The 24,259-nt window shown below is 38.1% G+C and carries 27 protein-coding genes; 20 read left to right on the forward strand and 7 right to left on the reverse strand.

All coding sequences use genetic code 11. The features are described from left to right. Positions 1-5: 5 nt before the first annotated feature. Positions 6-1,130, reverse strand: coding sequence for a DNA polymerase III subunit beta (gene dnaN / locus HYX58_02620; protein MBI2774874.1), 1,125 nt, complete (start codon positions 1,128-1,130; stop codon positions 6-8). Between the two features lie 165 nt (positions 1,131-1,295). Here dnaN and HYX58_02625 point away from each other — a divergent pair, with 165 nt between their 5' ends. The 3 genes from HYX58_02625 (at position 1,296) to HYX58_02635 (ending at position 2,630) form a co-directional block, all read left to right on the forward strand. Beyond that, on the forward strand, positions 1,296-1,961 hold the full coding sequence (locus tag HYX58_02625; GenBank protein ID MBI2774875.1) for a class I SAM-dependent methyltransferase: 666 nt from the start codon (positions 1,296-1,298) through the stop codon (positions 1,959-1,961). A 17-nt stretch (positions 1,962-1,978) separates the two neighbouring features. Next, positions 1,979-2,359 carry an ankyrin repeat domain-containing protein gene (locus tag HYX58_02630; protein ID MBI2774876.1) on the forward strand — a complete coding sequence of 127 codons (381 nt, stop codon included), beginning with the start codon at positions 1,979-1,981 and terminating at the stop codon, positions 2,357-2,359. A gap of 82 nt (positions 2,360-2,441) precedes the next feature. Next, a complete protein-coding gene (locus HYX58_02635; GenBank protein MBI2774877.1) occupies positions 2,442-2,630 on the forward strand; it encodes a hypothetical protein in 189 nt (62 codons plus the stop codon). A 7-nt stretch (positions 2,631-2,637) separates the two neighbouring features. Here HYX58_02635 and HYX58_02640 read toward each other — a convergent pair whose 3' ends face one another. Continuing rightward, positions 2,638-2,988, reverse strand: coding sequence for a hypothetical protein (locus tag HYX58_02640; protein ID MBI2774878.1), 351 nt, complete (start codon positions 2,986-2,988; stop codon positions 2,638-2,640). A gap of 183 nt (positions 2,989-3,171) precedes the next feature. Between HYX58_02640 and HYX58_02645 the strand changes: the two genes are divergently transcribed. The 3 genes from HYX58_02645 to HYX58_02655 all read left to right on the forward strand — a co-directional run bounded on the left by HYX58_02645 (position 3,172) and on the right by HYX58_02655 (position 4,606). Further along, complete coding sequence (locus HYX58_02645; protein MBI2774879.1) at positions 3,172-3,657, forward strand: hypothetical protein; 486 nt, start codon at positions 3,172-3,174, stop codon at positions 3,655-3,657. A 109-nt stretch (positions 3,658-3,766) separates the two neighbouring features. Then, entirely contained in the window at positions 3,767-4,159 is a 393-nt protein-coding gene (locus HYX58_02650) for a hypothetical protein (GenBank protein MBI2774880.1), read from the forward strand. Between the two features lie 9 nt (positions 4,160-4,168). Further along, entirely contained in the window at positions 4,169-4,606 is a 438-nt protein-coding gene (locus tag HYX58_02655) for a DoxX family protein (protein MBI2774881.1), read from the forward strand. Here the strand turns inward: HYX58_02655 and HYX58_02660 are convergent. Next, positions 4,603-5,526 (reverse strand): class I SAM-dependent methyltransferase, encoded by a 924-nt coding sequence (locus tag HYX58_02660; GenBank protein ID MBI2774882.1) that lies wholly within the window; start codon positions 5,524-5,526, stop codon positions 4,603-4,605. The genes HYX58_02655 and HYX58_02660 overlap by 4 nt on opposite strands. Positions 5,527-5,666: 140 nt before the next feature. Between HYX58_02660 and HYX58_02665 the strand changes: the two genes are divergently transcribed. From HYX58_02665 to HYX58_02695, 7 genes are all read left to right on the forward strand, one after another. After that, on the forward strand, positions 5,667-6,212 hold the full coding sequence (locus tag HYX58_02665; protein MBI2774883.1) for an HdeD family acid-resistance protein: 546 nt from the start codon (positions 5,667-5,669) through the stop codon (positions 6,210-6,212). 257 nt (positions 6,213-6,469) lie between these two features. Continuing rightward, positions 6,470-6,856 (forward strand): hypothetical protein, encoded by a 387-nt coding sequence (locus HYX58_02670; protein MBI2774884.1) that lies wholly within the window; start codon positions 6,470-6,472, stop codon positions 6,854-6,856. A gap of 69 nt (positions 6,857-6,925) precedes the next feature. Next, a complete protein-coding gene (locus tag HYX58_02675) occupies positions 6,926-7,369 on the forward strand; it encodes a hypothetical protein (GenBank protein ID MBI2774885.1) in 444 nt (147 codons plus the stop codon). Between the two features lie 24 nt (positions 7,370-7,393). Beyond that, entirely contained in the window at positions 7,394-8,518 is a 1,125-nt protein-coding gene (locus tag HYX58_02680) for a hypothetical protein (protein MBI2774886.1), read from the forward strand. A gap of 19 nt (positions 8,519-8,537) precedes the next feature. Next, the gene (locus tag HYX58_02685) at positions 8,538-9,266 is read left to right on the forward strand and encodes a M48 family metalloprotease (GenBank protein MBI2774887.1); all 729 of its coding nucleotides are present in this window, start codon (positions 8,538-8,540) and stop codon (positions 9,264-9,266) included. A 112-nt stretch (positions 9,267-9,378) separates the two neighbouring features. After that, positions 9,379-10,464 (forward strand): zinc finger MYND domain-containing protein, encoded by a 1,086-nt coding sequence (locus tag HYX58_02690; GenBank protein MBI2774888.1) that lies wholly within the window; start codon positions 9,379-9,381, stop codon positions 10,462-10,464. Between the two features lie 73 nt (positions 10,465-10,537). Then, positions 10,538-11,629, forward strand: a complete 1,092-nt coding sequence (locus tag HYX58_02695) for a hypothetical protein (GenBank protein ID MBI2774889.1) — start codon at positions 10,538-10,540, stop codon at positions 11,627-11,629. Between the two features lie 63 nt (positions 11,630-11,692). Here the strand turns inward: HYX58_02695 and HYX58_02700 are convergent, their stop codons facing one another. After that, a complete protein-coding gene (locus HYX58_02700; GenBank protein ID MBI2774890.1) occupies positions 11,693-12,595 on the reverse strand; it encodes a tyrosine recombinase in 903 nt (300 codons plus the stop codon). 73 nt (positions 12,596-12,668) lie between these two features. Next, positions 12,669-14,093: a proline--tRNA ligase gene (locus tag HYX58_02705; protein ID MBI2774891.1), complete on the reverse strand. Its 1,425-nt coding sequence runs from the start codon at positions 14,091-14,093 to the stop codon at positions 12,669-12,671. Between the two features lie 92 nt (positions 14,094-14,185). On the opposite strand from HYX58_02705, the gene HYX58_02710 reads away from it, so the two are divergent. Together HYX58_02710 and HYX58_02715 are read left to right on the forward strand one after the other, a co-directional pair. After that, the gene (locus HYX58_02710; GenBank protein ID MBI2774892.1) at positions 14,186-14,866 is read left to right on the forward strand and encodes a 4a-hydroxytetrahydrobiopterin dehydratase; all 681 of its coding nucleotides are present in this window, start codon (positions 14,186-14,188) and stop codon (positions 14,864-14,866) included. A 128-nt stretch (positions 14,867-14,994) separates the two neighbouring features. After that, the gene (locus tag HYX58_02715; GenBank protein ID MBI2774893.1) at positions 14,995-15,456 is read left to right on the forward strand and encodes an NUDIX hydrolase; all 462 of its coding nucleotides are present in this window, start codon (positions 14,995-14,997) and stop codon (positions 15,454-15,456) included. Between the two features lie 8 nt (positions 15,457-15,464). On the opposite strand, the gene HYX58_02720 is transcribed toward HYX58_02715, so the two are convergent. Beyond that, positions 15,465-16,583 carry a hypothetical protein gene (locus HYX58_02720; protein MBI2774894.1) on the reverse strand — a complete coding sequence of 373 codons (1,119 nt, stop codon included), beginning with the start codon at positions 16,581-16,583 and terminating at the stop codon, positions 15,465-15,467. A 121-nt stretch (positions 16,584-16,704) separates the two neighbouring features. Between HYX58_02720 and HYX58_02725 the strand changes: the two genes are divergently transcribed. The 4 genes from HYX58_02725 (at position 16,705) to HYX58_02740 (ending at position 21,582) form a co-directional block, all read left to right on the forward strand. Then, positions 16,705-18,063: an Nramp family divalent metal transporter gene (locus HYX58_02725; GenBank protein MBI2774895.1), complete on the forward strand. Its 1,359-nt coding sequence runs from the start codon at positions 16,705-16,707 to the stop codon at positions 18,061-18,063. A gap of 54 nt (positions 18,064-18,117) precedes the next feature. Continuing rightward, on the forward strand, positions 18,118-19,404 hold the full coding sequence (locus tag HYX58_02730) for a hypothetical protein (protein MBI2774896.1): 1,287 nt from the start codon (positions 18,118-18,120) through the stop codon (positions 19,402-19,404). 369 nt (positions 19,405-19,773) lie between these two features. Further along, on the forward strand, positions 19,774-20,745 hold the full coding sequence (locus HYX58_02735; GenBank protein ID MBI2774897.1) for a prolyl oligopeptidase family serine peptidase: 972 nt from the start codon (positions 19,774-19,776) through the stop codon (positions 20,743-20,745). Positions 20,746-20,904: 159 nt separating this feature from the next. Further along, positions 20,905-21,582 carry a macro domain-containing protein gene (locus tag HYX58_02740; GenBank protein MBI2774898.1) on the forward strand — a complete coding sequence of 226 codons (678 nt, stop codon included), beginning with the start codon at positions 20,905-20,907 and terminating at the stop codon, positions 21,580-21,582. Between the two features lie 3 nt (positions 21,583-21,585). Here HYX58_02740 and HYX58_02745 read toward each other — a convergent pair whose 3' ends face one another. After that, on the reverse strand, positions 21,586-23,073 hold the full coding sequence (locus tag HYX58_02745; protein ID MBI2774899.1) for an AAA family ATPase: 1,488 nt from the start codon (positions 23,071-23,073) through the stop codon (positions 21,586-21,588). A 215-nt stretch (positions 23,074-23,288) separates the two neighbouring features. Here HYX58_02745 and HYX58_02750 point away from each other — a divergent pair, with 215 nt between their 5' ends. After that, positions 23,289-24,239 carry a hypothetical protein gene (locus HYX58_02750; protein MBI2774900.1) on the forward strand — a complete coding sequence of 317 codons (951 nt, stop codon included), beginning with the start codon at positions 23,289-23,291 and terminating at the stop codon, positions 24,237-24,239. Positions 24,240-24,259: the final 20 nt, after the last annotated feature.

Below are 24,259 nucleotides of genomic sequence, written 5' to 3' on the forward strand. Positions count from 1 at the left end.
CTTCTCTAAAGATTTTGCGTTGGCGATATTGGCATCACCAAGTAAGTAATTTGATACGCCTCTTTTTCTGATTCAAAAATAATTGGCTTAGTAGAGTTCTTTAAATACGCAGTAATTTTATCATCTGCAAAAGCCGGAAGCCCTGAAAGCAAATAAGGAGAATAAAAACGAATATCTAAACGCGCTCCGGTAAACTGATCAAGCGAAAGCTCTTCATTGAGCGATCCAACCTCTTTATTTTCCATAGAAACAAAAAGCTTTTCAGCATCAAATCCAAACTGCGTTGCTAAAAATTGCCCTGAAAGTAAACAGGTGGAGCGGCGTAACGCTTTTAAAAACTGTGCGCGATCCAGAACTGCTGGCACAAAATCTTTTTTTTCAAGAATTGCTGAATAGTGCGGAAACTGATCTGCAAGTAATTTCGTAAAAAAATTAAATGTGTCGCCCGAAAATACTAATTGATTGCCGCATGTGCCCAAAAATATTGCAGGGCTTGTGACATTTTCCAAAATCTTTTTAATTTCAAAAACAGCTCTGCGCGGCATCAACCAGCGATGCATGCCCTCAAGCACATATTTATTGGTGCGTACTTGCGCTAAGCAATGGCCATCGGTTGTCGTCATTTTAAATGCTTGGCCATCAATTTCTAGAAAGAGGCCATTAAGCGCAGGATTTGCATTGTTAGGCGGTATTAAGAAAGCGACTTTATCAATGAGCTCCACAAAAAATGAGGCTTCCAGATGCATGAGATTTTCAATGCGCTCTGGAAATGGAGGAAAAGTTTGCGCATCTTTAATATGCAACCCAACATTAACTGCGCCAGATTTAATAAAAAACTGATTATTTTTCAAAGTACATTCAATATCACCATCAAGTTCTTTAACCAAATCAAAAAGTCGTTTTCCTGGAACAAGAAATGTCAGGGTATCGTTAATAGAACTTGAGATAAGCGAGCAACTAGATTGCAAGCTGATTTCTAGATCGGTACTTTTTAAAATAAGTTCACGGTGACCTGCTTGAAATAAAATATATGAAGTGGTATCAAGCGTCGTGCGCTTAGAACAAATGGGTTGCATCGAGGAAAGAATCGAGAAAAGCTCTTTCTGCGCAACAATAAATGTGTGTGCCATGAACAAATTCCTTTATAATCATTTTTATTTTCTGCGCTATTTTCTTGATTATACCGACTACTAGAAGTATGGTCAAAATAATTCATTTTAAAGCTCTTATAACGACAATCTGAGATATTATTACGTCGTATCACTATTTTCTGTGATACAAGAGGATGTGTTATTATGAAAAAATTGATATTCTGTATAGTTGCATGCAGCGCATATGCAAGTTTTGCGCTCAGCAAAGATAGTTCCCTATCAAATAGTGACAGCTTTATGATTATCGATGATCTCTATAAAAATATAAATGGCTTTTCAATTTCGGAAAAAGAGCGCAGCACTATTCGTGAGCAAGGGGGCAATCCAACGTATGGAGAGATTACGCATAAAGGCGCCGCAGAACTTTTAAGCAAACTTAATTTAAAAGAAAGCGATGTTCTTTACGATTTAGGATCTGGCGTTGGTAAATTGGTGGTACAAGTTGGGCTCACAACTCCGGCAAAAGTAGTTGGTATTGAACTTTCCAAAACGCGCCATGAAAATGCCGTTGCTGTACAAAAAGAGATCGAGCGTCGCAATCTTGCCAAAAAAGATAAGATTACATTCATTAATAAAAATATAAACGATGTTCCGTTGGATCAAGCAACCGTATTCTTTATGTGCTCCACCTGTTTTTCGGATGAATTGATGCGATCGTTGACCGAAAAGCTGGGAAAATTAAAAAAAGGATTGCGCGTTGTAACGCTACGCAAACTGCCAGAGCCACATAACTTTAAACTGATAGAATTAATGCAACTTCCGATGACTTGGTCGAACAATACGAATGTATATATCTATCAATTGCCTTAAAAAAATAAGGAAGAATAATGAGCAAAGAACTACTGCATCTTTTTTCTGCTATTAAGCAAGAGCATCTTGAACAAGTAAAAGTTGCTATTAAAAATCATCCATCACTCGTTAATATGAAAGATGATAAAGGAAACACCGCTCTTTTAATCGCAGCCCAAGGAAAAACAACCGATATTCTTGATACACTTATCAAGCATCATGCCTCTATTAATTATCAACATCCAAAAAGCGGCCAAACCGCTCTTATGCTTGCTGCGCAAAATGGGCGCCTGGAAAATGTTAAATATTTACTCAAGCATGATGCGAATGCAGAAATTAAAGATGCGCATGGAAAAACTGTGGCCGATTATGCCAAAGACAGCGATAACAAAGATCTCATTGCGCTCTTTGTAAACTAACCGACAACTATATTTTTTGCCTTTTTACTCTCTTATTGGTTAAGCTAATAAAAAAGGCAATTAATCTAGGTGGGGGATCTCTATGAATTTTGGTGGTTTTTCGTGGAAACGACTTCTTGGCATATCGGGTTTTAAGGCAAAGGTTGGGCGCAAAATCGGAGTCCCACTTACCCGCTCTGGCAGACAAAGAAAAATTGGCGCGTTTCTCGAAAAGTTTTTAACAGCAAATATCTCAAATATTATTTCTAGTCTTACCAAAAAGAAACAATAATTCTCGCTTAGTAATCCAATAAGTTTTGAGTTGGCAAACTAACTGCCGGCGGTTGTTGCACAGCTGGAAGTGTCGGCGCCTGGCCCCCTGCTTGTTCTTTTAGATCGCAATGGCGTTTACGATAGTTTTGATAATCCCACTCTTTACACCAGCACACACCGTCTTTGAATACAGGTCTATCGCCTTTTTCTAGCTCTTTTTTTCTGTAACCACATTTTACTGAACAATAACATTCGCAATTAGGATCATTAACGCACGCTTCTTCTGAACGGCATGGGGGTTTGTTGATAGTAAACGCTTCAACAAGAGAAAAAGAAAATGCACTCAATGCAATTAATAAAAACATATTTTTCTTCATTACAATCCCTTAGTCTTTTTTTACATATTTAATACTAATATAATTTTAGCACAACCGACTCCCTAAAAACAATAAAAAATATAGCAAAAAAGTGGAAAAACCCTTTATTTTAGGCCTTTTATTGCCTTATCCTAAGTAGTAGAAGCAATCAAGAACATTATGTAATATAAAAAAGGACAAAAAATGAAGATGATAAAATACGTACTTATATCCGCGCTTGTGATGAGCGCAGGATTAATCAATGCACAAACTGGTTTTCAGCATTTGATAGAGTTGAAAAAAACCATTCTTGATCACAAAGCGCAATGGCTTAAATGGGAAGGCGAAACTCATCAGCAAAAATATGATCTCTTGGAACACAACGTCAAAGAAATGAAACAACATTTGAGCGATAATGCTGCAAGCATTAAGAATTTAATGGCTGCCCAAAACACCGCTGGCAAAAATCAAGAAGAACTCGCGGATCAACAAACCCAAAGTCTTTTAGCGTTGCATGAAACACATATGAAAGCGATGCATGATTTCTGGCAAAAGAAACATGAAGAAGCGCAAAAGCTCTTTGAAAAACAAGAACAAGAACTTGCTAAATTCAGAACTGCTGGATATGCAAAACAAGAAACGCTTCTTGAAAAGCTAAGCCGCGCTTGGAATTCGCAAAATATTAAATAAGACTTTCTTGTTTTAACTATTTTAATAAGCTGCGGTAATTATCGCAGCTTATTTTTTTATTGCATTAAAGAAATTGTATTGCATAGATTGATCAAAAAGGAGATCATCTATGCTTTTTTTATTGATTGCAGCAATTGGTTTTTTCATCTCTCTCTATGCCGCTCTAACTGAACGAAAAGTAAACGAGGATCCCAACTACAAAGCCGCGTGCGATTTGACCGATACTATTTCCTGTACGAAGCCAATGAAAAGTGAATACTCCAATCTTTTTTTTATTTCAAATTCATTTGCCGGCATGATTTATTATGCAATTATCGCAGTCTTAGCTTATCTGCAGATGCCTTTGCTTATATTTATAATAACGGCAGGCGGAGCTCTTTTTTCATGTTTCCTTGCATACCTTCTTTATTTTAAAATTAAAGCTCTCTGTTTAGTTTGCACATCACTTTATATTATCAATGCTTTACTATTTATTATCGCCACTCAAAACTTCTATGCATAAGGAAAACTAATGATTACTCAATTATTTTTGTTTCTCACTGCCCCTTCTTCAACTATATTTCTGGAATATGGTCTCTGCTTTATGCGCATCACCATTGGCATTTTAACGATTGCTCATGGATATCCAAAAATAATGGGCGGGGTGCAAACATGGCAATTTTTGGGCGGAACAATGGCAAATGTGGGCATTCATTTTTGGCCAGTTTTCTGGGGATTATGCGCCGCGTGCGCTGAATTTTTTGGAGGTATTGCGCTGACGCTAGGGCTTGGAACGCGCATAGCTTCCTTATTTCTTATTTTTATGATGATCATTGCCTTCTTGATGCATTGGAATAAAAAGGATTCTTTTCAAGTCTATTCATTTTCGCTTGCAATGATTGCTATCTTCATAGGATTTTTTATCGCTGGAAGCGGCATTTATTCTGTTGATGCCTATTTGAATCGTTAATTTTTTTCAGCGATAACAATAATTGTTTGTGGTCGATTTTTTTTAGGCAATAATGCACCGAGTCTGTAGCGCATCGTATAAAGCATAATATGATACGTATCTTTTAAAAAATCTTTTGCAGAACTTCTTGTTGTTTGCTGATTGCCTGATGAGGCAGGAGAAAGTTTCTGCTGCTTATTTTTTTTGCTGAGCAGGCCAATCAACTTTAACATGATTAAGTGAAGCACTATTGAATAACGATACATTTTTTTAAAAACAAAGCCGCTTTGCTCCAAAAGCGTTTTAACATTTTGCTCACCAAAGAAAAAGAGATGATCTGGATACTGAAATGAATTAAAAAGCGAATAATAGCGCCGATGAACATCGCTTAAATTACCGGTTTCAAAAATGAGAAATCCGCCATCATTTAATTTTTCATGCATCATCAAAAATGCAGCATGCGGATCATGCAAATGGCTTATGACATCGCTATGATAAATAACATCAAATTTTGTAGAACCAAATGAAGAAAGAGAAAACGGCTTTTCTTCGCAGGGGATTTTTTGCTTTTCAGAAATAAATACCGCCTGCGTTGGGTTTAGTTCAATCGCGTACGGTTCAAAACCATCTCTTTTCGCTTGGGCAAGAAAATGACCGCCGCCAGCTCCAATTTCTAAAAGCGCTCCGCACTTTTTATATTTTTTTATAATAGAAAGCGTGTGAACACTGTGTAGATATTTAAAATAAGATTGCGTAATATGCGACTGTGCAGAAATATGCGCATCATTATGGCCATAAATATCGAGAACTTCTTGCATAGATGGCCGCGGCGAAATATAAATAAGTGCGCAGTTAAAGCATTTATTTCCTTCATATCCCGATTCATTAATAACAATGCTACTTGGCGCTTTGCAATTAAATATGCACGATATTTTTTCCATACTTCGCTCTCCGAAAAAAGTGTCCAGATTTTTTTAGTAGCGTACCGCAATTAAAAGTCATTGTAACTCAAAGCTTCGTTGTATTGCTTTTTAAAAAATAAAATCGCTAAGCTACAGTTAAAATAAGAAAGGAAATCGCTATGAGTAATGCTTCCACAATTAAATATTTACGAGAACACGCTTCGCTTTTTATGCTTTTGGGTATCGGGTTGATAATTCTTGGTGTTTTAGCTGTTATCTACGCATTTACCAGTACCCTTATTTCAGTAATGTATCTTGGATTCTTTTTGCTTATCGGTGGTGTTTTTGAAGGCATTAAAGCATTCAAAATGAATCGTGCTGGCCACTTTTTCCTGCACGCTCTTCTTTGCATTCTTTATATCCTCGCAGGCCTTTATTTATTCTTTAATCCTGCAATCAATGCAATAACGCTCACCCTGGTTCTTGCAATATTTTTTGTTATCGCTGGTATATTCAGAATAGCGGTAGCTTTAACCAAAAATGTTCCCCATAAAACATGGCTTCTTATCAATGGCATCATTTCAGTATTGCTTGGCGCCTTAATTTGGTACCAATGGCCAATATCTGGATTATGGGTAATCGGCACCTTTGTAGGTATTGATTTAATCTTCACCGGATGGACCTGGATTATGCTTGCTTCCACCGTAAAGCATGCTCGCCACTAAATCCTTTTTATATAGCAAACTTAGAAAATAGCCTCTTTTTACAGGGGCTTTTTTTAATTCCCAGAAAAACCAGCGTTTTTTCTGGGACCCCAAGAGCTTTAACCTCCAAGTTAATCGTGTCCGAATGGGCACCTCCCAATCAAATTAGTCTGATTTTTAATTTAAAAATCTTTTCAAGTTGACAATATGTGCCCATAGGGTATACTTAATAGTGTTAAGTTACATTCACACTTAATTACAGAAAATGGAGTTATCTTATGAAAAAAATACTATCACTATTAATGTTATCTACCCTCGTTGCAAACGTTGCTCTTTCAAACGATTTCTTAAAGAACGTTCAAGGCAAAGCAGAGCAGTATGGATCAAGCATGTATAACTTTTTCTATAAAAAAGCATCTGATTCGTCTCAGTATTCAAAGAATGCATACGAGTCTGCAACTTTAGGTAGTTATATTTGGGCAGCAAAAAATATCTTTAAATACGGTATGAATAAAACTGCACCAAAAGCAAATCAGCAAACATTCGGAACTTTACCAAATAGACTATTCGGCACTTCATACCGCGTATCTAGAATAGCATTCCCTGTAGCTATGATGACCTCGTTATCATTCAAAGCAGCTGATGTGTATAACAAAAAAGCTTAATTTTAGAAATTAAACAAATATTAAAAGCGCACCGTAAAAAGTGCGCTTTTTAATTAAATCGGGATAAAAATGAAAAGAATAATAACGGCACTCTTAATATCTGCATCACTTAACGCAGCCTTGAGCGCGCAAGATAAAAACCTAAGCGATCGTATTGCTGCGCATCTTCCAGCAGAAGAATGTTTTACCATGTCCAAATACTTTGCCGGTGCCTCGGCCGCATTTCTAGGCCTCAAAAGTTACTTTGGCTACGCTGCCAATAAGAATGGAAACGCTACCATTAAGTACGCGCAAGAATTGCAAAAACAAAACTTAGCACATAAAAAATACACGCAATTAAGCGCCTATGAACATGATCTTTTTGGAAAACTCGGCAAATCCGCACTCCGCGCTACCCGCTTTGGATTTGCAAGAACAGTTTCTGGGTTTGCATTTCCAATAGCATTGGGGACATCGCTCGTTTATGCGTCTTTTGGCGTTCATTCTCAATGCAACGATGCAAATAAAAATTAATAGCTTACCAACAGGAAAAGTCTTATGAAGAAAATAATTTTGGCATCTCTCATTTTATTTTCCGCTTTTTCTTTTTGCCAAGAACATACAAACGCTTGGGATCGACTAAAAAGTCTATTTATAAAAGATCCAAAAGTAACTGCCCAAGAAAAATATTTAAAGAATTTAGTAAATAAAGAATTTCAAACTATTCACGATCTAATAAAAACACCACCATATCAAGAACAAAAAGAATGTTTTTTGCGGAGCAATTGTCCAACCCATCCGATGGATGATTTTGCAAAAAAAATGATTTCGCATGACATTTCGGTTTCAAAATTAGTTGATAAAGTACTCGATCAGCAAGAAAAAAATGCTATCGAAGAAACAAAGAAAGAATCGGGGATTGCCTCAAATAATGAGCTGTATCATGTTCGTAAAATAATGAATCAACTCAATGCAAAAAAGCCAAAAACTAATAATACTATTACTTATGATAATTCAATAAAAGATAAAATATCTCCTGAAATTAAGGAATATATTGAGAAGACATATAGATCAAATAAGATCCGCGGAAATTTAACTGTATCTTTACATGAACACGCACATAATGCAGGCGCACGCGTAAATCCCAATACAGGAGAAAATATACTACTTTTTGGAGAAAAAGAGTTAACGTATGAAAAAGACATACAAAAAAGTACTGCGGAGCACGAAATCTCCCATTTAGCGACACAAGATCATTTATATATAATTGCTGTCGCAATCGCTCTTCAGGTAGACCCTGTTGTATTTTCTCGTGTACCCACTGCGATAAGGCCTTTTATTGAACATCGAGCCGATCAGAAACCAGCAGCGAAAAATTTGGAAATTGCTAAAATTGTTGAAAAAGACTGGAAAATATCGGCTCAACAAGAACCATATTTTTCACAAATTTCCACTCATCCCCATAACATTGATCGCCACCGTGCTGCTAAAGCTATTCGCCAGCTTCATGAAGCAAATGATCGTGCAAAAGACGGAAAATCATATCCACGCTTCACACCTGAACAATATGAAAAATATGTTGTTGGTTACGAAAAAGCATGGGATAATCATTGTATACAGTTGACCCTAGAAGAAATTAAGAGAAGAAGAAATCAATTGTTTGCGAGCATGGATCTCTTTTAATAATTGCAAGAATGATACTATGAAAAAACGTATACTGCCGCTCATCCTTTTAATTATGATACCGGCCAATTCATTAGCCGCCCCTAAAATTAATACAGGAAGAATTCTTTCTACGGTAGAAACTTTTGCCGGGACCGCTTTTTTTTCGCTTGTGGGAGGAGTTGCATACTCATACTATAATCGATCGGGCGATATCCCGCCCGCAGCAAAAACTGCTTTAGAAAAAATTCTTCGAAAAAAAGGGTTACTCAAACCGAATGAGCAACAAAAATTTGCTTGTGGGCCAGAATGGGCGACGATACTTAATACTATCTATATACCAAAGGAAGAAGCTACGTGCATGGCACATTCGGCCATAACGCCTGAGCAATCTGCTATCACTCTTCATGAAAAAGGCCATCAAGATAACTTTCATTCAATTAAAACGTGCCTTTTTGGTGCAGCATACTGGACTATCTGGACAGAATTAATTCACTCGCGCCCCGCCTATTCACTTTTATTTATAGGCCCGGCTACCGGTTACTTAGCATTTAAAAAATGTTCACGCCATTTTGAAAAAGAAGCGGATGATTTTATGATTCAGCACGCGACCTATGCAGAACTAGTAAGTGCGAAAAAATTCTTTGAACGACATTTGCATCACGATCGACACGATCTGGTTGCACAACTTACCGCAACTCATCCATCTTTTAAAGATCGAATTGCAAATATCCAGCAAGAAATTGATCGCCGCAAAAAAATCAAATAATTATCCGCATTCTAGCGATGCATAATTAGAAAAAAGCTTAATAACATGCTACTATGTTTAGTATAAGAGCAGCATTCTGCTGCTCATTTTTCTTAGGGTATCGGGACAAAAAATGTACGTTTATGTATTTGCTCTCACATTGCTTTTATCAATAAACAATCTTTTGGCTGTAACAGTGGGCATTTCATGCCTGAAAAATGCCGATTCAAAAAATAAGGCTATTGTAATATTCGATTGGCATGAAAGATCGGACGTTGACGATGAGGTTGTGAAATCACATAAAATTGAGCTAACAAATCTACTTAAAGCTTTAAAAAATCGCAAAGAAGAATGCTCTTTTTATATTGAATTTCCCCATAAAGCTAAAAAATTTACAGAATCAAGTCAGTTAACCATCAATATACCTACAAAAGATGCGGTTGAGCATGAAATGAAAAATGGTTCAATTGCATACAAAGCTTTTGATGAGCGAGAAGAAGCAAATTGGTGGGTAAATATAATGATGGAAAGCACCCATGAAATACAGGCCTCAATCGATCAAAACATGCCCGTTCCGGATGAATTTAAAGCAGTCAGCTTCGGAGCTTATTTAAAAAGTGTTCAAGAACAACAATCTAATGCAAAAAAAATTCTGGGCAATTTACCTGCGAAACTACAAGAAACTGTTGTCCCTAGAATGGATACCTTTACAAAGGCGCAAGAGATGCTTTTGGAAAAGGCAACAAAATACGGTATTAAGTCATCAGATCATTTTTTTAATTTAGCAAAGCAAGTAAGTTCCGATGCTAGTACCAAGAAAAAATTTTATGACACGCTCCTAGATATGCAATGTACCGAGTCGGATATGTCACTACTCCAATCTATTAGTTCTGGTAAAAATAGATTATCAATTGTTCACGCTGGAATGTGGCACGGACAAAATCTTGAAAAAGCATTAATGGCGTTCGGTTATAAAAATGCGTTCCCTAAGGAAAATTTAAAAACTGGCTTTATAATGGAAGATATAAGCGAAATTAAGCTTGCCAAAAATATTCCCCTAACCTTTATTAAACCAGTATACGAATTTCTATCTCTGTGCGATGCGTGCGGGAAAGAAGCGGCTAATCATTGCGGAGCATGTAAAAGAACGAAATACTGTTCCCAAGATTGTCAAAAGAGCGGCTGGATAGGTCATAAAGCTATTTGTAAGAAGTTATAAACAGAATAAACAATGCTCATTTTTATGCCCGCGTATGCTTTTTTATCATAAACTTTCAGCCTAGGAATTCCACATGAAAAAATTAATTTCTTGCCTCATAGTTGCAAGCATTTTTCATTGCGCTTTCGGAATGGAAAAACCATCTTTTTTATTTAAACTAAAAGCTGCGATCTCCAATAACATCGTACCCAAAAAAGACAAAGCTGCAGGTAAACGATTAACTCTGCCGGATTCTTCAAGCGAGCCCTATGATGAAGAATTTAAAAAATCTTTTACTAATCGATTTGCTCAATTCGTTCCAGCAGATCTCCATCAGCAGATTCTTAAGGAAGTTCCGATTGAAAAAGGGTTTCGTGAAATCGCTGAGGGTTTTTACATATCAAACAATGATTTTCTAAATTTTCGATCAACGAAAATTGAAAAAAGCTTATCTTTTCACCTTGAATTCCCTAGATGCCTTCCAAAGGAAAAAGAACTAGGCATTCTTACAAGTGGAGATTATATAGTATCGACCCCATTTCTCAAACCAACGCAGTTGCAAATTAAGACCAAAGAAAACGGTATTCCTTTTGATTTATTTACTCGGATTGAATGTGATCTAAAAGAAGTTGAGAATATCGCGGTAGGCCCGGACCCATTACCATTCATTTTCTGCATACTTTTTACATCTCATCCTGGCGAATGTGCACAACGATATGCGATATTTGATCTTGCTAAAAAGGATGTTGTTTTTCAAAAAGAACTAGATGTTTGGGAAAGTGACAAATTTTCAGGGTCGACTCTAGATCAACCACGTCACACTATTAATCCACATTATTTATTCTACAAGTATCTAGCGATAGACGAACCCAATGCAGGATTGCTGACACAAAAGGCTTTAGGTTTTGTAAATAAAAAAAATCGGGCAGTGCAAGACGGTATAAAAATTCTGCAAAAATTTCATGATCCAAGGTATATCAAAAACAAATATCGTCTTGTTAAATTTACCAAACCACCTCACGATCCTTGCATTTATGAGAAAGTACATACGCTCGTTAAACATCTATCTAATTTAAAGCTATCGGATCATCAACAAGTTGTTTTAAAGAAGATAATAGCCGATCAAAACTTCAAAGAATCGCAGGACAAGCTTCGTCAAAATAAAAAACCTTCAATCCTTGATTAAGACTTAATTCATTTTAGGATGCTTTAACCATTTAAGCTTATTAAAGTGCTCCTAGCGCTTTTTTTATGCCCTCGGATGCTTTTTATCATACACTTTGCGTACGTGACTTTTTTCTAAATGCGTGTAAATTTCCACTGTTGCTAAATTTTCGTGGCCTAAAAGCATTTGCAATGAGCGCAAGTTTGCCCCTTGCTGCAGTAAATGAGTCGCAAGCGAATGGCGAAGCATATGCGGCGAAATTGATTTTTTAATGCCGGCCCGTTCGCATAATTCGTTTAAAATCATCCAAAACGATTGGCGCGAAATAGGCTTTGCAACCTTTCCATAAAGTACCGGAAATAAAAACGGCGTTCCATTAATCATTTCCGCTGCCATTAATTGCGGGCGCACTGTATCAATATAATTTCTAATCATTGAAGTAATGTGTTCCGGAATCGGAACAAGCCTGCCTTTTCCGCCTTTTCCCAGCACGTAAATAAGTGCACTTTCAAGCTGAAGGTGTGCAAGTTCTAAATTGATCAATTCACTGATGCGCATTCCTGTCGCATACAGCAAATAAAGCATGACGCTATTGCGTTTACCATGGAGCGAATTATCTGCATGAGCCGCTTGCAAAAGCTGTTCAATTTCTGAAGGTTTTAAATAGGTGGGCAGTTTTTTTTCTAACTTAGGGGCGCGAAGTTGATTCGCTTGCACATTCCATGAAAGCCGTTCGTTTGCCCAGCGAAAAAAAAGTTTAAGTGTCGAGATTTTGCGCGCCATGCTGCGCGCCCCAATCTCTTGCCCTTTAAGAAAATGAAGAAACAATTTGAGATGATCGCCTGTAACGTTTGCAAGTTCTATTGTGTTGTTCTGTAAAAACTGAACAAATTGGCCAAGATCACTTTGATATGCTGCAAACGTATTTTTTGAAACACGCTTTTCTGTAAGTAAATATGCTTCAAATTTTGCAAGTACTGATTTCATAACAACCTCAAACCGCTTAACTTTTTTAGCAATGGGGTCCCCGCGTCATGACTGAAAGTCATAGTGGGGAATTTTAGTATGATTTTGCCACAACCGTATCAGTTTTGCTCTTTAGATCGCAATTAAAACAAACTTCAAATTCATGGGATTGCAGTAAGCAGCGAACCGTCGCCTTATAATTTTTTAATTGCGCTTCGCATTCCGGCTTGCCGCACCAACCGGTTTTGTAAAAGCCGTTATCTGCTTCAAGCAGCGGGCCAAATTGGCTCAATTTTTTACCGGTGTGCCATAATGCTTTTTGCCGTTCATGAGCGCGATCAAATAAGGTTTTTTGCATTAATGCAGCCCGCGCTTCAACCGCCTTTGCAATATCATGCGCAGGCACCGATTCTTTTGCCAATCCAATACGATCGCTGAGCATTACCGTTCCGTTGGCAACATCGCGTGGGCCTATCTCTATGCGCATAGGAACTCCTTTAAGTTCCCATTTATAGAATTTTGCACCAGGTGTTTCATCTTCGCGGTCGTCCATAAAAACGCTAAACCCGTGATCTTTTAACTTTTTTGCAATTTTTTCCGCTTCAGCTTTGATCATGTTTGTATCGGCATCTTTTCGGAATATCGGCACGATTACAATTTGAATTGGTGCAATTTTTGGTGGAAGAACTAGACCTTTTTCGTCACCGTGCACCATAATCAACGCACCAATTGAGCGTGTAGTAAATCCCCAGCTGGTTAAATAGGGATGCGCTTGATTTCCTTGGCGATCCTGAAACACAATGCCAAACGATTTTGCAAAGTTTTGAGAAATGATATGCGATGTGCACAGCTGCAAAGCCTTGCCATCTCTCATGATCCCTTCAACCGTGTACGTCGCATCCGCTCCTGCAAACTTTTCGCTTTCAGATTTCATTCCAAAAAGAACGGGAATAGCTAAGTAGTCTTGGTACAAATTAATATATTCGCGCCACATTTGCTCAGCTTCATCTTTTGCTTCTTGAGCTGTTTCATGAGCGGTATGGCCTTCTTGCCACCAAAATTCAGTAGTACGCAAGAATGGACGCGTTCTCATTTCCCATCGAACCACATTTGCCCATTGATTTATTTTCATAGGCAAATCGCGCCAGGATTTAATCCATTGGGCAAACATATAGTGAATTATGGTTTCAGAAGTTGGGCGAATTACCAATGGCTCTTCAAGCTCTTTGCCGCCTGCAAAGGTTACCACTGCCAGTTCGGGCGAAAATCCGGCAACGTGTTCTTTTTCTTTTTCGATAAACGATTTGGGAATTAAAAGCGGAAAAGCGGCGTTTTGATGGCCCGTTTCTTTGATGCGCTTATCAAGAATCCCCTTAATATTTTCCCATAATGCATAGCCGTACGGGCGAATTACCATGCATCCGCGAACAGGTGCGTGATCTGCTAGCTCACTTTTAAATACAACCTCATTATACCATTCTGCAAACTGGGTCTGGATATCTGGAAGTTTAGTACTCATTGATAAAAGTCCATTCGGCTACGATTAACATATTTTTTATGTTAAAATACTACAAAGCTCAAAAAAAGTAAAAATGACTATGGAGACCTATCATGAATCCAACACGTTTAACGCTGGAAGAAATTAACGATCTTATTTCGAATTTACCAGGTTGGCGCGCCTATCATCTTCCGACCCACGATTTCATGAACAAACAATTTGAGCTACGCGATTTTGCGACCGCTTTGCGCTTTGTTAATGCAGTTGGGGAATATGCACAAAAAATTAATCACCATCCCGATATTTCAATCGCGTATAAAAAAGTAACGATCACGCTCTGGACCCACAGCGCATCAGGCGTTACAGAAAAAGATATAGTTCTCGCAAGTCAAATTGAACAGATTATTAAAAAGCCGTTTTCTCAAGATGGAACCATTACATTAGCAAATGTAAAAAATTCGGTTGAAGAATTTGTTATTGAACGGGATTGGATTCAATTCCATAGCTTAAAGAATTTAAGCATGGCAATTGGTGCTGAAGCTGCGGAACTCATGGAGCCATTTTTATGGACCGATGCTGCGCAAGAGAAAAATAGTGAAGCTAAACGCACAGAAATAGAAAATGAACTTGCAGATGTTTTAATTGCGTCGATTGCTTTTGCCAATAGATTCAACACAGATATTGCAAAAGCTATAGAGCGAAAATTGGAACTTAACCGAAAAAAATACCCGATCGAAAAAGCTAAAGGTCGCTCAGATAAATACACAACGTATATCGAAAATCAGGAAAACTAATAATGAAAAGAGATCAGCTTTTACATTTACTCCATAAGTATGATGCGATTCAGGAAGAAGCAACATATAAAAAGCGCATGCTAGAATTTATTAATCATAATCCTGAATGTTTTGAGCGCACTCTTGAAATCGGGCACATCACCGCTTCTGCTTGGCTTTTAAATAACGATTATTCTCAAGTACTTCTTATGCATCATGCAAAATTAAATTTGTGGGTGCAATTAGGCGGGCATTGTGATGGTGAATCTGATGTATTAGGTGTTGCGATTAAAGAAGCGCAAGAAGAATCTGGGATTATGGGAATTGCGCCCGTAAGCACTGAAATATTTGATATCGACATCCATCTCATTCCAGCAAACAAAAAAGAACAAGAGCATTATCATTATGATGTTCGATTTCTGCTATCGGTAACAAGCAATGAATCATTTGTACAAAACGCTGAATCTAAAGAACTCAAATGGTTTGGCATGAACGATGAACTACCTACTGAGAGCCGTTCAATAATGCGCATGATAGAAAAATGGAAAAAAATACATTTCGCAAAAAAGCCTACTAGGCGCTTAAGTGAAATGATTGGTGTTTTAAGATAAATTTTACATTACAATGTGACGCATGCATTTTTTCTTTTATCGATTTCTTGTTTGCATCTTTTTTTCAATTCTTCAAGTTTCTGATTAATATCGCCCTTAATAACGCACAACATTCTCTCTTTTGTTTTAGGGTCACTTAACTGGGCGATAATCATAGTATTCAATGGTCGCATTTTTGTAATAATTCCGGAAAATGTACCGATCTCTTTTACGCTATTATCTGCAAGCGAATTAATATTCATAAGAAAGAGAGTTGCTTTCAATTCAGTATCGCAAACGCAAATATCTCCATTTGTAGTTGCGATGGTTAAATGATTCTTTGGATCAAAAGCAAAAGAGGATATGTGATTTTGAGAAAACTTCCAGATGCCAACTCGTACGTAGGCCCCGTTTTTAGATTGATAGGTTTTTACATTCTTTAAATCGCCAATCGCAATAAGTGATCCGTCCTTCGTTGATTGAACATGCGGCGTTGCGCGAGTTGTAATGCCAGTTTCTTTTAAAGTTTTATTCTTGGGATCTAATGCATAGATTTGATACGGCGGCTTTTCAGTGGTTGCAAGTAAAATGGATTTTGAATTAATCCCGGCAAATCCGCGTAAGAGTTTTTTATCTTTTACCTTAGAAAACTTTTGAGTAGAAACATCATAAAATGTATATACCGGAAAATCGTCTGCCACTTCTGCATTTCCAAAATGCGTTGGATAGCCACAATAAGAAGATAAATAGACGGTATTATTATCAACAAAAAAAGCAGATGGGTGAGAATCGGGCCCCATCTGCTCCATTGGTTTTATCGATGCTTCGGCTTTATCTGATTCAAGGTTATAGAAAGAAAACATCATATTTTTCCCGCTCGAATCGTTGCTGCAATAGGCAAGCCGTTCTCCATTCGGGCTGAGCGTAATACTGTTTTTATCTACAGTATTATCGGGCTGCCAATAAATATGGCCATTGGCCGTACCGATTACTTTGCCATTTTTATCGATTCTTCTGTTAAGATCGGGATAAAAAGCAATATCATCAGCTTTTTTTTCTAATAAAAACTCATTTTTTTTCAGTTCCATCCCGTTAAGTGCGCTAAAAAGAATGCTTAATGCCAAGATTGTATTTTTCATGGCTTTCATAAACGTATCTCCTGGGTATGGGAAAATCTTACCATACCGCTCCTTATAAAAAATAGTATCGATAACTCGTTTTTTCGCTTATCATAGAAGAACGATTAATATTACGAATAAACCGATAATCATGATTACTACAAAAAAATTGACTGTACCAATCGTTAAAGCTTGGCGCAAAAATCGCACGACCCCAAGTTTGCAGGAAAGCTATCATACAATTCCCATAAATCCTGCATGGCCTTGGTGGCGCAAGATGCTTGCTTTCGCCGGCCCTGGCTATTTGGTCGCGGTTGGATACATGGATCCAGGAAACTGGGCAACCGATCTGGCTGCAGGATCAGCTTTTAACTATACGTTGCTTTCCATTATTCTGCTTTCCAACCTCATGGCAATCTTGCTCCAGCATTTGGCAGCTAAGTTAGGAATTGTTACAGGAAGAGATTTAGCGCAAGCATGCCGAGATCATTTCTCAAAACCCGTTACGTTATGTTTATGGGTATTGTGTGAAATAGCAATTTGCGCGACCGATTTAGCAGAGGTTATCGGTTCTGCAATTGCCCTTAATTTACTGTTCAATATTCCAATGTTTCTAGGCGTATGCTTAACGGCGCTTGATGTTTTTGCGTTACTTTACTTGCAGAAATTCCATTTCAGATACGTTGAAGGGATTGTAATTTTATTAATGTCGATTATCGCGGGCTGTTTTTGGTACGAAATCGCGATTTCATCGCCAGATATCGGTTTAATTATTTCAAATTTACTTCCTAAAGCAGAAATATTTTCGCATCCTGAAATGCTTTATATTGCAATTGGGATCGTAGGCGCAACCGTAATGCCCCATAATTTGTATCTGCATTCGTCGATTGTGCAAACAAGAAAGCACGATCAAACCAATCAGGGAAAAAGCGAAGCTATTAAGTTCAGCACCATAGACACTACTTTTGCTCTCACGATCGCTTTTTTCATTAACGCAGCAATTTTAATTGTATCGGCAGCGGTATTTTACTCTCGCGGTTACAAAGAGATAACAGAAATTGAGCAAGCATATCAGCTTTTAAGCCCGCTTTTAGGCATTCCGTTAGCGAGTACGCTTTTTGCTGTAGCTCTTCTTGCCTCGGGCCAAAACTCAACCTTGACCGGCACCCTAGCGGGCCAAATTGTAATGGAAGGTTTTTTAGAGATACGTCTTCGCCCTTGGATGAGAAGACTTTTAACCCGTTCTATTGCCTTAGTTCCTGCAATTATATGCGTTCTTTTCTATGGGGATGCTAGCGTTGCACGGCTTCTTCTTTTAAGCCAGGTAATTTTGAGTTTTCAACTTGGTTTCGCAATAATTCCCCTCATAATGTTTACAAGCGATAGAAAAAAAATGGGCCCGCATGCCAATTCCTATTTGGTCACCATTTTTGCTTGGCTTTCAGCCGCCTTAATCATTGGGCTTAACTGCAAATACCTATTTGATCTGGGCATTGGTTATTTCAGGTAAGATTTGCTACTATTCCAATATAAAAATGCTCTTTAGTACCAAATGGGAAATCAAATGAATCAAACGAAAATTTCGTATATTGTTTTGGCCTCTTTTTTAGTCTCATTCTCCTCAGCTGGCTGCACAGAATGGTATGAAAATCCTATCTTTGCATGGATAGCAGGGCTTTCAGGTGGCGCAACTCTCGCTTCGGGATTATGGTGGTATAATTCTTCAACGCCGCCCAATATGGATTCTCTTCTTTTGAAGGCGGATGCATTGCAAGAAAAAATTGATCCTCTTATCATAAGTTTTAAAGACGAAGCAGAAACAGAAAATTATCTCTTTAATAATGCTAATGCTGCCAATACGATCACGAAAAAAATTTCGGATTGGTTAACCGAATCAGAATCTCTTTTGAAAGAGTCGATGCGGCCCGATTTGCTTAAGGATTTAAGCCCTGAGCGCAAAGAATTACTCATTAAAATGCGTTCTGCAATTAACAAAAATAGAAACGCTGTACAGCAGCTGTACACTTTTGTAGAAACCAAGAAGCCATTTCTTAAAATAAATAATTATTTATCGAGTGATTATATTCATCTTCCAATAGCAAAGCCAGATGACGCAAATCCATATCCACACATGCGAAAAATAGGCGTACTTAATAATGCAGTAAACGATCTAATCGAAGCGCTTGATGAATCAAAAAAATTAGGAAACGGAAAAACATCCAGCAGATTTGAAACTTTACAAAAAAATGCTGAAGCGCGAATTACGCAATTAACAGCCGAGCTTGAAAGATTGGGTAATAAATCTGAATATAGAGAAGAGCTTAATCGCCGCGAAACGGAACGCCATCATCGCGAACTCGAAGTAAAAAAAGAGCGCAAAGTGAGAGCAAAAGAACAAGAAGCTGAAGCTCTCGCTATTGAGGCCAGAGCTCGTCAAACACAAGCTGATTTAGCGAGCTACACGTATCAAAAAAACTTTATTGATGCGCAAAACATCGCAAAAACGGCAGAAACTAAAACCTTAATCGCGCAAGAAAATGAAAAGCAAGCGCAAAAAAATTATGAAATTGAGAAAGGTCTTGTTCAAAAAATACGCGCCTGCTTAATAGGTTTTGTAAAAGTTCAGGATGAGAAGCTTAAAAAAGCTCAAGAGGCGTACGATTCACTTGATCGTGAATTTAATACCCCATCAGTAAATCCTGAATTGGTTGAGGAACGGGTAGCGATACTCAAAGAACGCGCACAAAAAATTAAAGAGGCGTTTGTGCCAGCTTGCCCCGGATGCATTAAAGATCTTGAAAATGGGAATTTTTCTCATCCCTGCAACCACGGTGCGGGGGCAGGAAAGTAATTTTAAAATAAAAAAAACGGCACATTTGCCGCTTCTTAATAAATTGAAGGTGAGATGGGAACTCATAGGTTTAACCCTACGTCTCTCGTCTATACTTACGCATGTAGAGAGCTTAGCTTCTAACTACCTCCCCATCTCCTAATTACAATGGTAACAAAGAACAGCACGCAAAATCAATGATTCAGATTGGATTTTTATATAAAGATTGGCCAAGATTAAGGATAATAAAAATATATCCGTTAATACAAAAGGAAACAGGGGTGCATTAATTGCAGCACTTGATAGCGCGTGTGACTTAATAAATCCTTGAGAGCTTCTTTAAAACTTCTTTATACTGGTAATGAGGGATAGTTTAGGGGGAGTTTAGTAATGAGCATATTCCAAATGCGCGGGGGCGCATGGGGTATTTTTTACGTCTTTTTATACCTATTTTCAGCTTTTTGCATAGCTGAGAACGGTAAAACCTTTCCCAAAACAGAATCCGCACAACAATTTGCTTATTTATTTGCACATGGGTTGGGTGCAACCCAACAGCAATTCGCGCTTTTCGCGCAAGTTCCCGTTGTAGATTTAAAAAAGAATAATAACTGGTTTCTTTATGATCCCTTAGTTCTTTTTAATTTCCCAGATGCAAAGAATGATAAGGGCGAATATCTAAAAGAGCACGTCAATCTTGGCCAAAAAAAAGATATTGATCAACTCCACGCAAGTATCACTGCAGCGCTTGCCCAATTGCCAGGAGCTGGCCTCGTTTTAACAGGAATTTCACGCGGCGCAGCAACCATTCTTAATCTGCTAGCGCTCGCTCAACCTAACTATGTGGCAGCAGTAGTTCTTGAATCACCGTTCGATTCATTCAAATCAATCATCAACCATCTTCTCAGGCGGTTTGGTGTACAATGGCTACCATTCTCAGAAAGAATCGGCGCTAAAATAGCGCAATCACAGTTTCCTTCACTCAATTTAGATGGCATAGCGCCTTGCAAGGTTGCTTCCTATATTCCGCAGCATGTTCCTATTCTTTTTGTTCATTCCACCAAAGACAAAGTGATTCCGGTACAATGTTCAAGAAAGTTATATATAAAATTGAAAGAAACGGGGCACCAACATGTTTATTTACTCGAACTTCCATCTGGTGATCATGGAAAATTAATGAATAGCGAGCATTCTCTTATGTATCAAAATGCTGTGCACGCTTTTTATAAAAAATATGGATTGCCGCATCAAGAAGATTTCGCCAAACAAGGGGAAGCTGTCTTAGCGCTGGCGCAACCCGGCATTGCGGAAGTACAAGCTCGTGAAAAAAGAACTATGAATCTTGATGATGAGCAAGATAACTAATCCATTATTCTGATAATTTTAAATAAAGAATACACTAAAACCTTTTTTCCATAATTCCTATTTGAAAGAATCACAATCGGGGCCTTTTGCAAAGCTTTCCCATTCCTGTTATCCTCTGAGGTGACTGGTATTATTTAATAAATCTTAATGGAGGTTTATATGTATAAGAAAAGTATTTTTACCGCACTCATTTTCCCACTATTGGCATATACATTTATCAGTAAAGCTGGCAATCAGCTGAGAACACAAGATCGCGTATTGCCAAATGGAAAAACAATCTCTCTAGCTATTGGTAACTTGGAAGATCAGCTCGTTGAAGCGGTTGTTAATCCCGCAAATGAATATTTATCTCACGGTGCTGGCGTAGCGCGCACCTTAGCAGATTTTTTTCCTGATTTACAAGATCTCTCTGACAAGCTTCCTGCAAATAAAACTAGTTTTTACGACAGTTCCCAACAAGTGATATGCCCAGTTGGAACAGCATGTACCACAAAAATATACACCCAACCAAAGAATCCTCGTATTTCACATGTGATTCATGCAGTTGGCCCGCGAGGAAATGATATTGGTAGAAAACAATTACTCTATAATGCTTATAGAAGTAGCTTAGAGCAAGCGGAGCTCAATGGAATTAGCACGATCGCTTTTCCTCCAATTAGTATTGGTATTTTTAATTATCCATTGCACGAGGCAACTGAAGTTGCATTATCTGCGGCAATAGATTATCTTTCGCAAACTCAATCTGATATTCAAAAAGTTGTTTTTGTAATTTGGCCTGGCGACAAGCGATTTGATGAGATTTTGAGTGCGTATGAGTCTCAAATCAGGATGATTTAAAACTTACGGCCAAAGAGCGAACGATAAGAATTTTGTGAGAGTGCCAGAGGTAACCAAATCGGTCATAGAATCAGGAATAAATTTTTCTACCATAGTAGAAGACCCAGCTACCTGCTGGGTCTCAGTTTTTAGAAAGTTTGCTTGCTTTTGCATCATCCGATTGACTGCGATATCTATCATATATTCTGTAATCAAACCATCCTCCGAACTATCAGCGTCGGTTTTTATCATATTGATAACGCCTTCAAGATCACCATTCGATAATCCTTTTGTTCGCTGCGCCATTTGATCAATTTTGTGATCAGTTAAAAATGCGCGAGCAGCAGCAACAAATTGCTCACCATTTTGTTTTGCATCGTATAAAATAGTTTCGCAATAGGCGCGAAGAACCGCAGCTCGCTCAACTTGTGAAGGAAGTGGCAATTCAATAAGATCATCAATACGGCGATGCATCGCTTCATCGATAACGTGAAGCCTGTTTGTAGCCAGCACGATCATGAATTTATCACTTCGTGTTCCAGTATAATTTAAGAAGTTGGTAAACACCCGATACGCATCACTATCAGGATCGAGACCATCACGATTTGGCATTAAAGATTCCGCTTCATCAATAAAAAGTATGAGCCCTTTTGATTTATTTGCCCATGCAAAAAGTTCATCCATTGCCTCGAGAGCGCCTTTTTTTGCAAACGATGAACCGCTTGCCATTGCAAATTCCATACCAGATCGTTCGGCTAATTGTTGTGCAAAAAGAGTTTTACCAGTTCCTGGTGGGCCATAAAGCAATAGATTGCGGTATTTTATATTCTTTTTGCCTTCTTTAATTTTTTTGTGAATAATTTTTGTCGTCTCTATCAGCCCTTCAAGACGCGCCTGAAGCTCCATCTCGAAAATCATCGGCGGGCGTACAATCGCTTCGGTTTTTCCAAAAGTTGTATAAAGCGTGTTTTTGGCACGTTCAATTATATTTTGTCGAGAAGATTTAATAATAATTCTGGGTTTGTTCATCTGGCGCTCAATATAACTCCATAGAACACGCGAGCCGTACCAAGCAGTTGCAACGCCCAATGCTGCACCTACTGAAATGAGAGCACTATTTGAACCAATACGCGTTATCACAGAGTTTAGGGTTCCGCCAACGTTTCGCAAAAATAGGCTCGATGATTCGGCCGAATTTATAGCAGCTCTCCGGCCTTCCCCATTAACATCAAATTGATCTGCGCTTGCCCCCCAGAAATTTTGCATAGCGCCTCGCCCATTACCACCATCGGCAAACTGCTCCTTGAGCGCTGCGGCGGTAGCATTTATGCCGCCAGGCAATCCTTTTTCCAGGCCATCGGCGACACCGGTAGAAATACCCTTGCCTACCGCTTGCGAAACCCTATCGAGAGGCTCGGCCAAATCTGCCAAATTAATGGGATGGTTTTGCGCGCTGCTTAATGAAAATAGCGCAATAAGAAGAAAAAGCACAATCCGTGCTAAAATATTCATGAAAAACCCCATTTTTTGAAGAATTCGTTGGATAAAATAATAAATTATTAGAAAAACCTTATGTTTTAGTATAAATTATACCATTATTTTCAGTTTGAACAAGATTAGTCGTTGGGCAATTTTTATACAACTGGGGCCCCAGGAATCAGCATTTGACAATTTTGGAATATTTGGGATAATGAATATTAAATATTATTTCAATTGGAGATTTATTTATGAGAAAACTAGCACCTTTTTTATCTTTATTTATGGCAATCACCGCTTCAATTTATTCAATGGAGGAGGGTGCGCCAAAACGACATAAATCCGAACAGCCCTCTTCTTCGCAATCCAATAAAGAAGTAAGCGATAATAACAATAATAACGCTGAAGTTTCTGCTTCTTCTAAGGCCTCAATTATAGATGCGGTTAAGAGTGGTAAGCATGAACGGTTAACTGATTTACTTTCACCTTTTGCTAAAGGAAAACCAACGGAAATAGTTCAGCTTTTACGAAAAGAAGGTTTTTCTACACAACAACTTATCGTTGAATTTGCTAATTACCGCTTAGAAAGATTACTTGCAGATCACTTAAAAGATAATCAAATCTCCAAGCAAGCAAATGAAATTTTGCAACAAGCGCATATACAAAACCATACACAAATAGATGAGTCGCCAGAAATTTGCTTTTCTAATTCGATCCCACACGAATTGCAATCATTTATTACCGATTCTGTAAAGAATAATCAACTCCTAAGCAAAAAATACCTCTACGTAAAATTATTTTCTGAAAAACCTGTATCGATAAAATCTAACGGTACAGCGGCGATTTATTTATTCTTTAATTCCGGCGATCTACATTTGAATCTGGAAATCCATAAAGACCCTGTTGTAAATAAAGGGGTAGTTCTACACGAACTAGCTCATGCTGTGCGTGGGCATGCATGGCTGATAGAACTATTGCGACGAGAGCACAAATTAAATCTCTCGAAAGAACTATCTCACCATATAGAACGGGAGGCCGATTTGCTGGCCGCATGCGGTGGATTAGATAGCTGCTCAAATGTTCAAAAGGCTCTTGAATCCTTAAAAACCGGATCAGATACTCACCCAGCAGTGGAAACCAGATTCAAAGACATACGGTATTTAAAAATGCTCATCGAAGCAGAAGAAAAACTAAAAAAATAAGTAAAATTAGCAAACAATTC

The organism is Candidatus Dependentiae bacterium, assembly GCA_016191325.1.
Taxonomy (GTDB): Bacteria; Babelota; Babeliae; order Babelales; family JACPOV01; genus JACPOV01.

Coding starts and splice junctions, on each gene's coding strand:
- dnaN (MBI2774874.1), bottom strand. CDS start 1,130: ATGGCACACACATTTATTGTTGCGCAGAAAGAGCTTTTCTCGATTCTT.
- HYX58_02625 (MBI2774875.1), top strand. CDS start 1,296: ATGAAAAAATTGATATTCTGTATAGTTGCATGCAGCGCATATGCAAGT.
- HYX58_02630 (MBI2774876.1), top strand. CDS start 1,979: ATGAGCAAAGAACTACTGCATCTTTTTTCTGCTATTAAGCAAGAGCAT.
- HYX58_02635 (MBI2774877.1), top strand. CDS start 2,442: ATGAATTTTGGTGGTTTTTCGTGGAAACGACTTCTTGGCATATCGGGT.
- HYX58_02640 (MBI2774878.1), bottom strand. CDS start 2,988: ATGAAGAAAAATATGTTTTTATTAATTGCATTGAGTGCATTTTCTTTT.
- HYX58_02645 (MBI2774879.1), top strand. CDS start 3,172: ATGAAGATGATAAAATACGTACTTATATCCGCGCTTGTGATGAGCGCA.
- HYX58_02650 (MBI2774880.1), top strand. CDS start 3,767: ATGCTTTTTTTATTGATTGCAGCAATTGGTTTTTTCATCTCTCTCTAT.
- HYX58_02655 (MBI2774881.1), top strand. CDS start 4,169: ATGATTACTCAATTATTTTTGTTTCTCACTGCCCCTTCTTCAACTATA.
- HYX58_02660 (MBI2774882.1), bottom strand. CDS start 5,526: ATGGAAAAAATATCGTGCATATTTAATTGCAAAGCGCCAAGTAGCATT.
- HYX58_02665 (MBI2774883.1), top strand. CDS start 5,667: ATGAGTAATGCTTCCACAATTAAATATTTACGAGAACACGCTTCGCTT.
- HYX58_02670 (MBI2774884.1), top strand. CDS start 6,470: ATGAAAAAAATACTATCACTATTAATGTTATCTACCCTCGTTGCAAAC.
- HYX58_02675 (MBI2774885.1), top strand. CDS start 6,926: ATGAAAAGAATAATAACGGCACTCTTAATATCTGCATCACTTAACGCA.
- HYX58_02680 (MBI2774886.1), top strand. CDS start 7,394: ATGAAGAAAATAATTTTGGCATCTCTCATTTTATTTTCCGCTTTTTCT.
- HYX58_02685 (MBI2774887.1), top strand. CDS start 8,538: ATGAAAAAACGTATACTGCCGCTCATCCTTTTAATTATGATACCGGCC.
- HYX58_02690 (MBI2774888.1), top strand. CDS start 9,379: ATGTACGTTTATGTATTTGCTCTCACATTGCTTTTATCAATAAACAAT.
- HYX58_02695 (MBI2774889.1), top strand. CDS start 10,538: ATGAAAAAATTAATTTCTTGCCTCATAGTTGCAAGCATTTTTCATTGC.
- HYX58_02700 (MBI2774890.1), bottom strand. CDS start 12,595: ATGAAATCAGTACTTGCAAAATTTGAAGCATATTTACTTACAGAAAAG.
- HYX58_02705 (MBI2774891.1), bottom strand. CDS start 14,093: ATGAGTACTAAACTTCCAGATATCCAGACCCAGTTTGCAGAATGGTAT.
- HYX58_02710 (MBI2774892.1), top strand. CDS start 14,186: ATGAATCCAACACGTTTAACGCTGGAAGAAATTAACGATCTTATTTCG.
- HYX58_02720 (MBI2774894.1), bottom strand. CDS start 16,583: ATGAAAGCCATGAAAAATACAATCTTGGCATTAAGCATTCTTTTTAGC.
- HYX58_02725 (MBI2774895.1), top strand. CDS start 16,705: ATGATTACTACAAAAAAATTGACTGTACCAATCGTTAAAGCTTGGCGC.
- HYX58_02730 (MBI2774896.1), top strand. CDS start 18,118: ATGAATCAAACGAAAATTTCGTATATTGTTTTGGCCTCTTTTTTAGTC.
- HYX58_02735 (MBI2774897.1), top strand. CDS start 19,774: ATGAGCATATTCCAAATGCGCGGGGGCGCATGGGGTATTTTTTACGTC.
- HYX58_02740 (MBI2774898.1), top strand. CDS start 20,905: ATGTATAAGAAAAGTATTTTTACCGCACTCATTTTCCCACTATTGGCA.
- HYX58_02745 (MBI2774899.1), bottom strand. CDS start 23,073: ATGAATATTTTAGCACGGATTGTGCTTTTTCTTCTTATTGCGCTATTT.
- HYX58_02750 (MBI2774900.1), top strand. CDS start 23,289: ATGAGAAAACTAGCACCTTTTTTATCTTTATTTATGGCAATCACCGCT.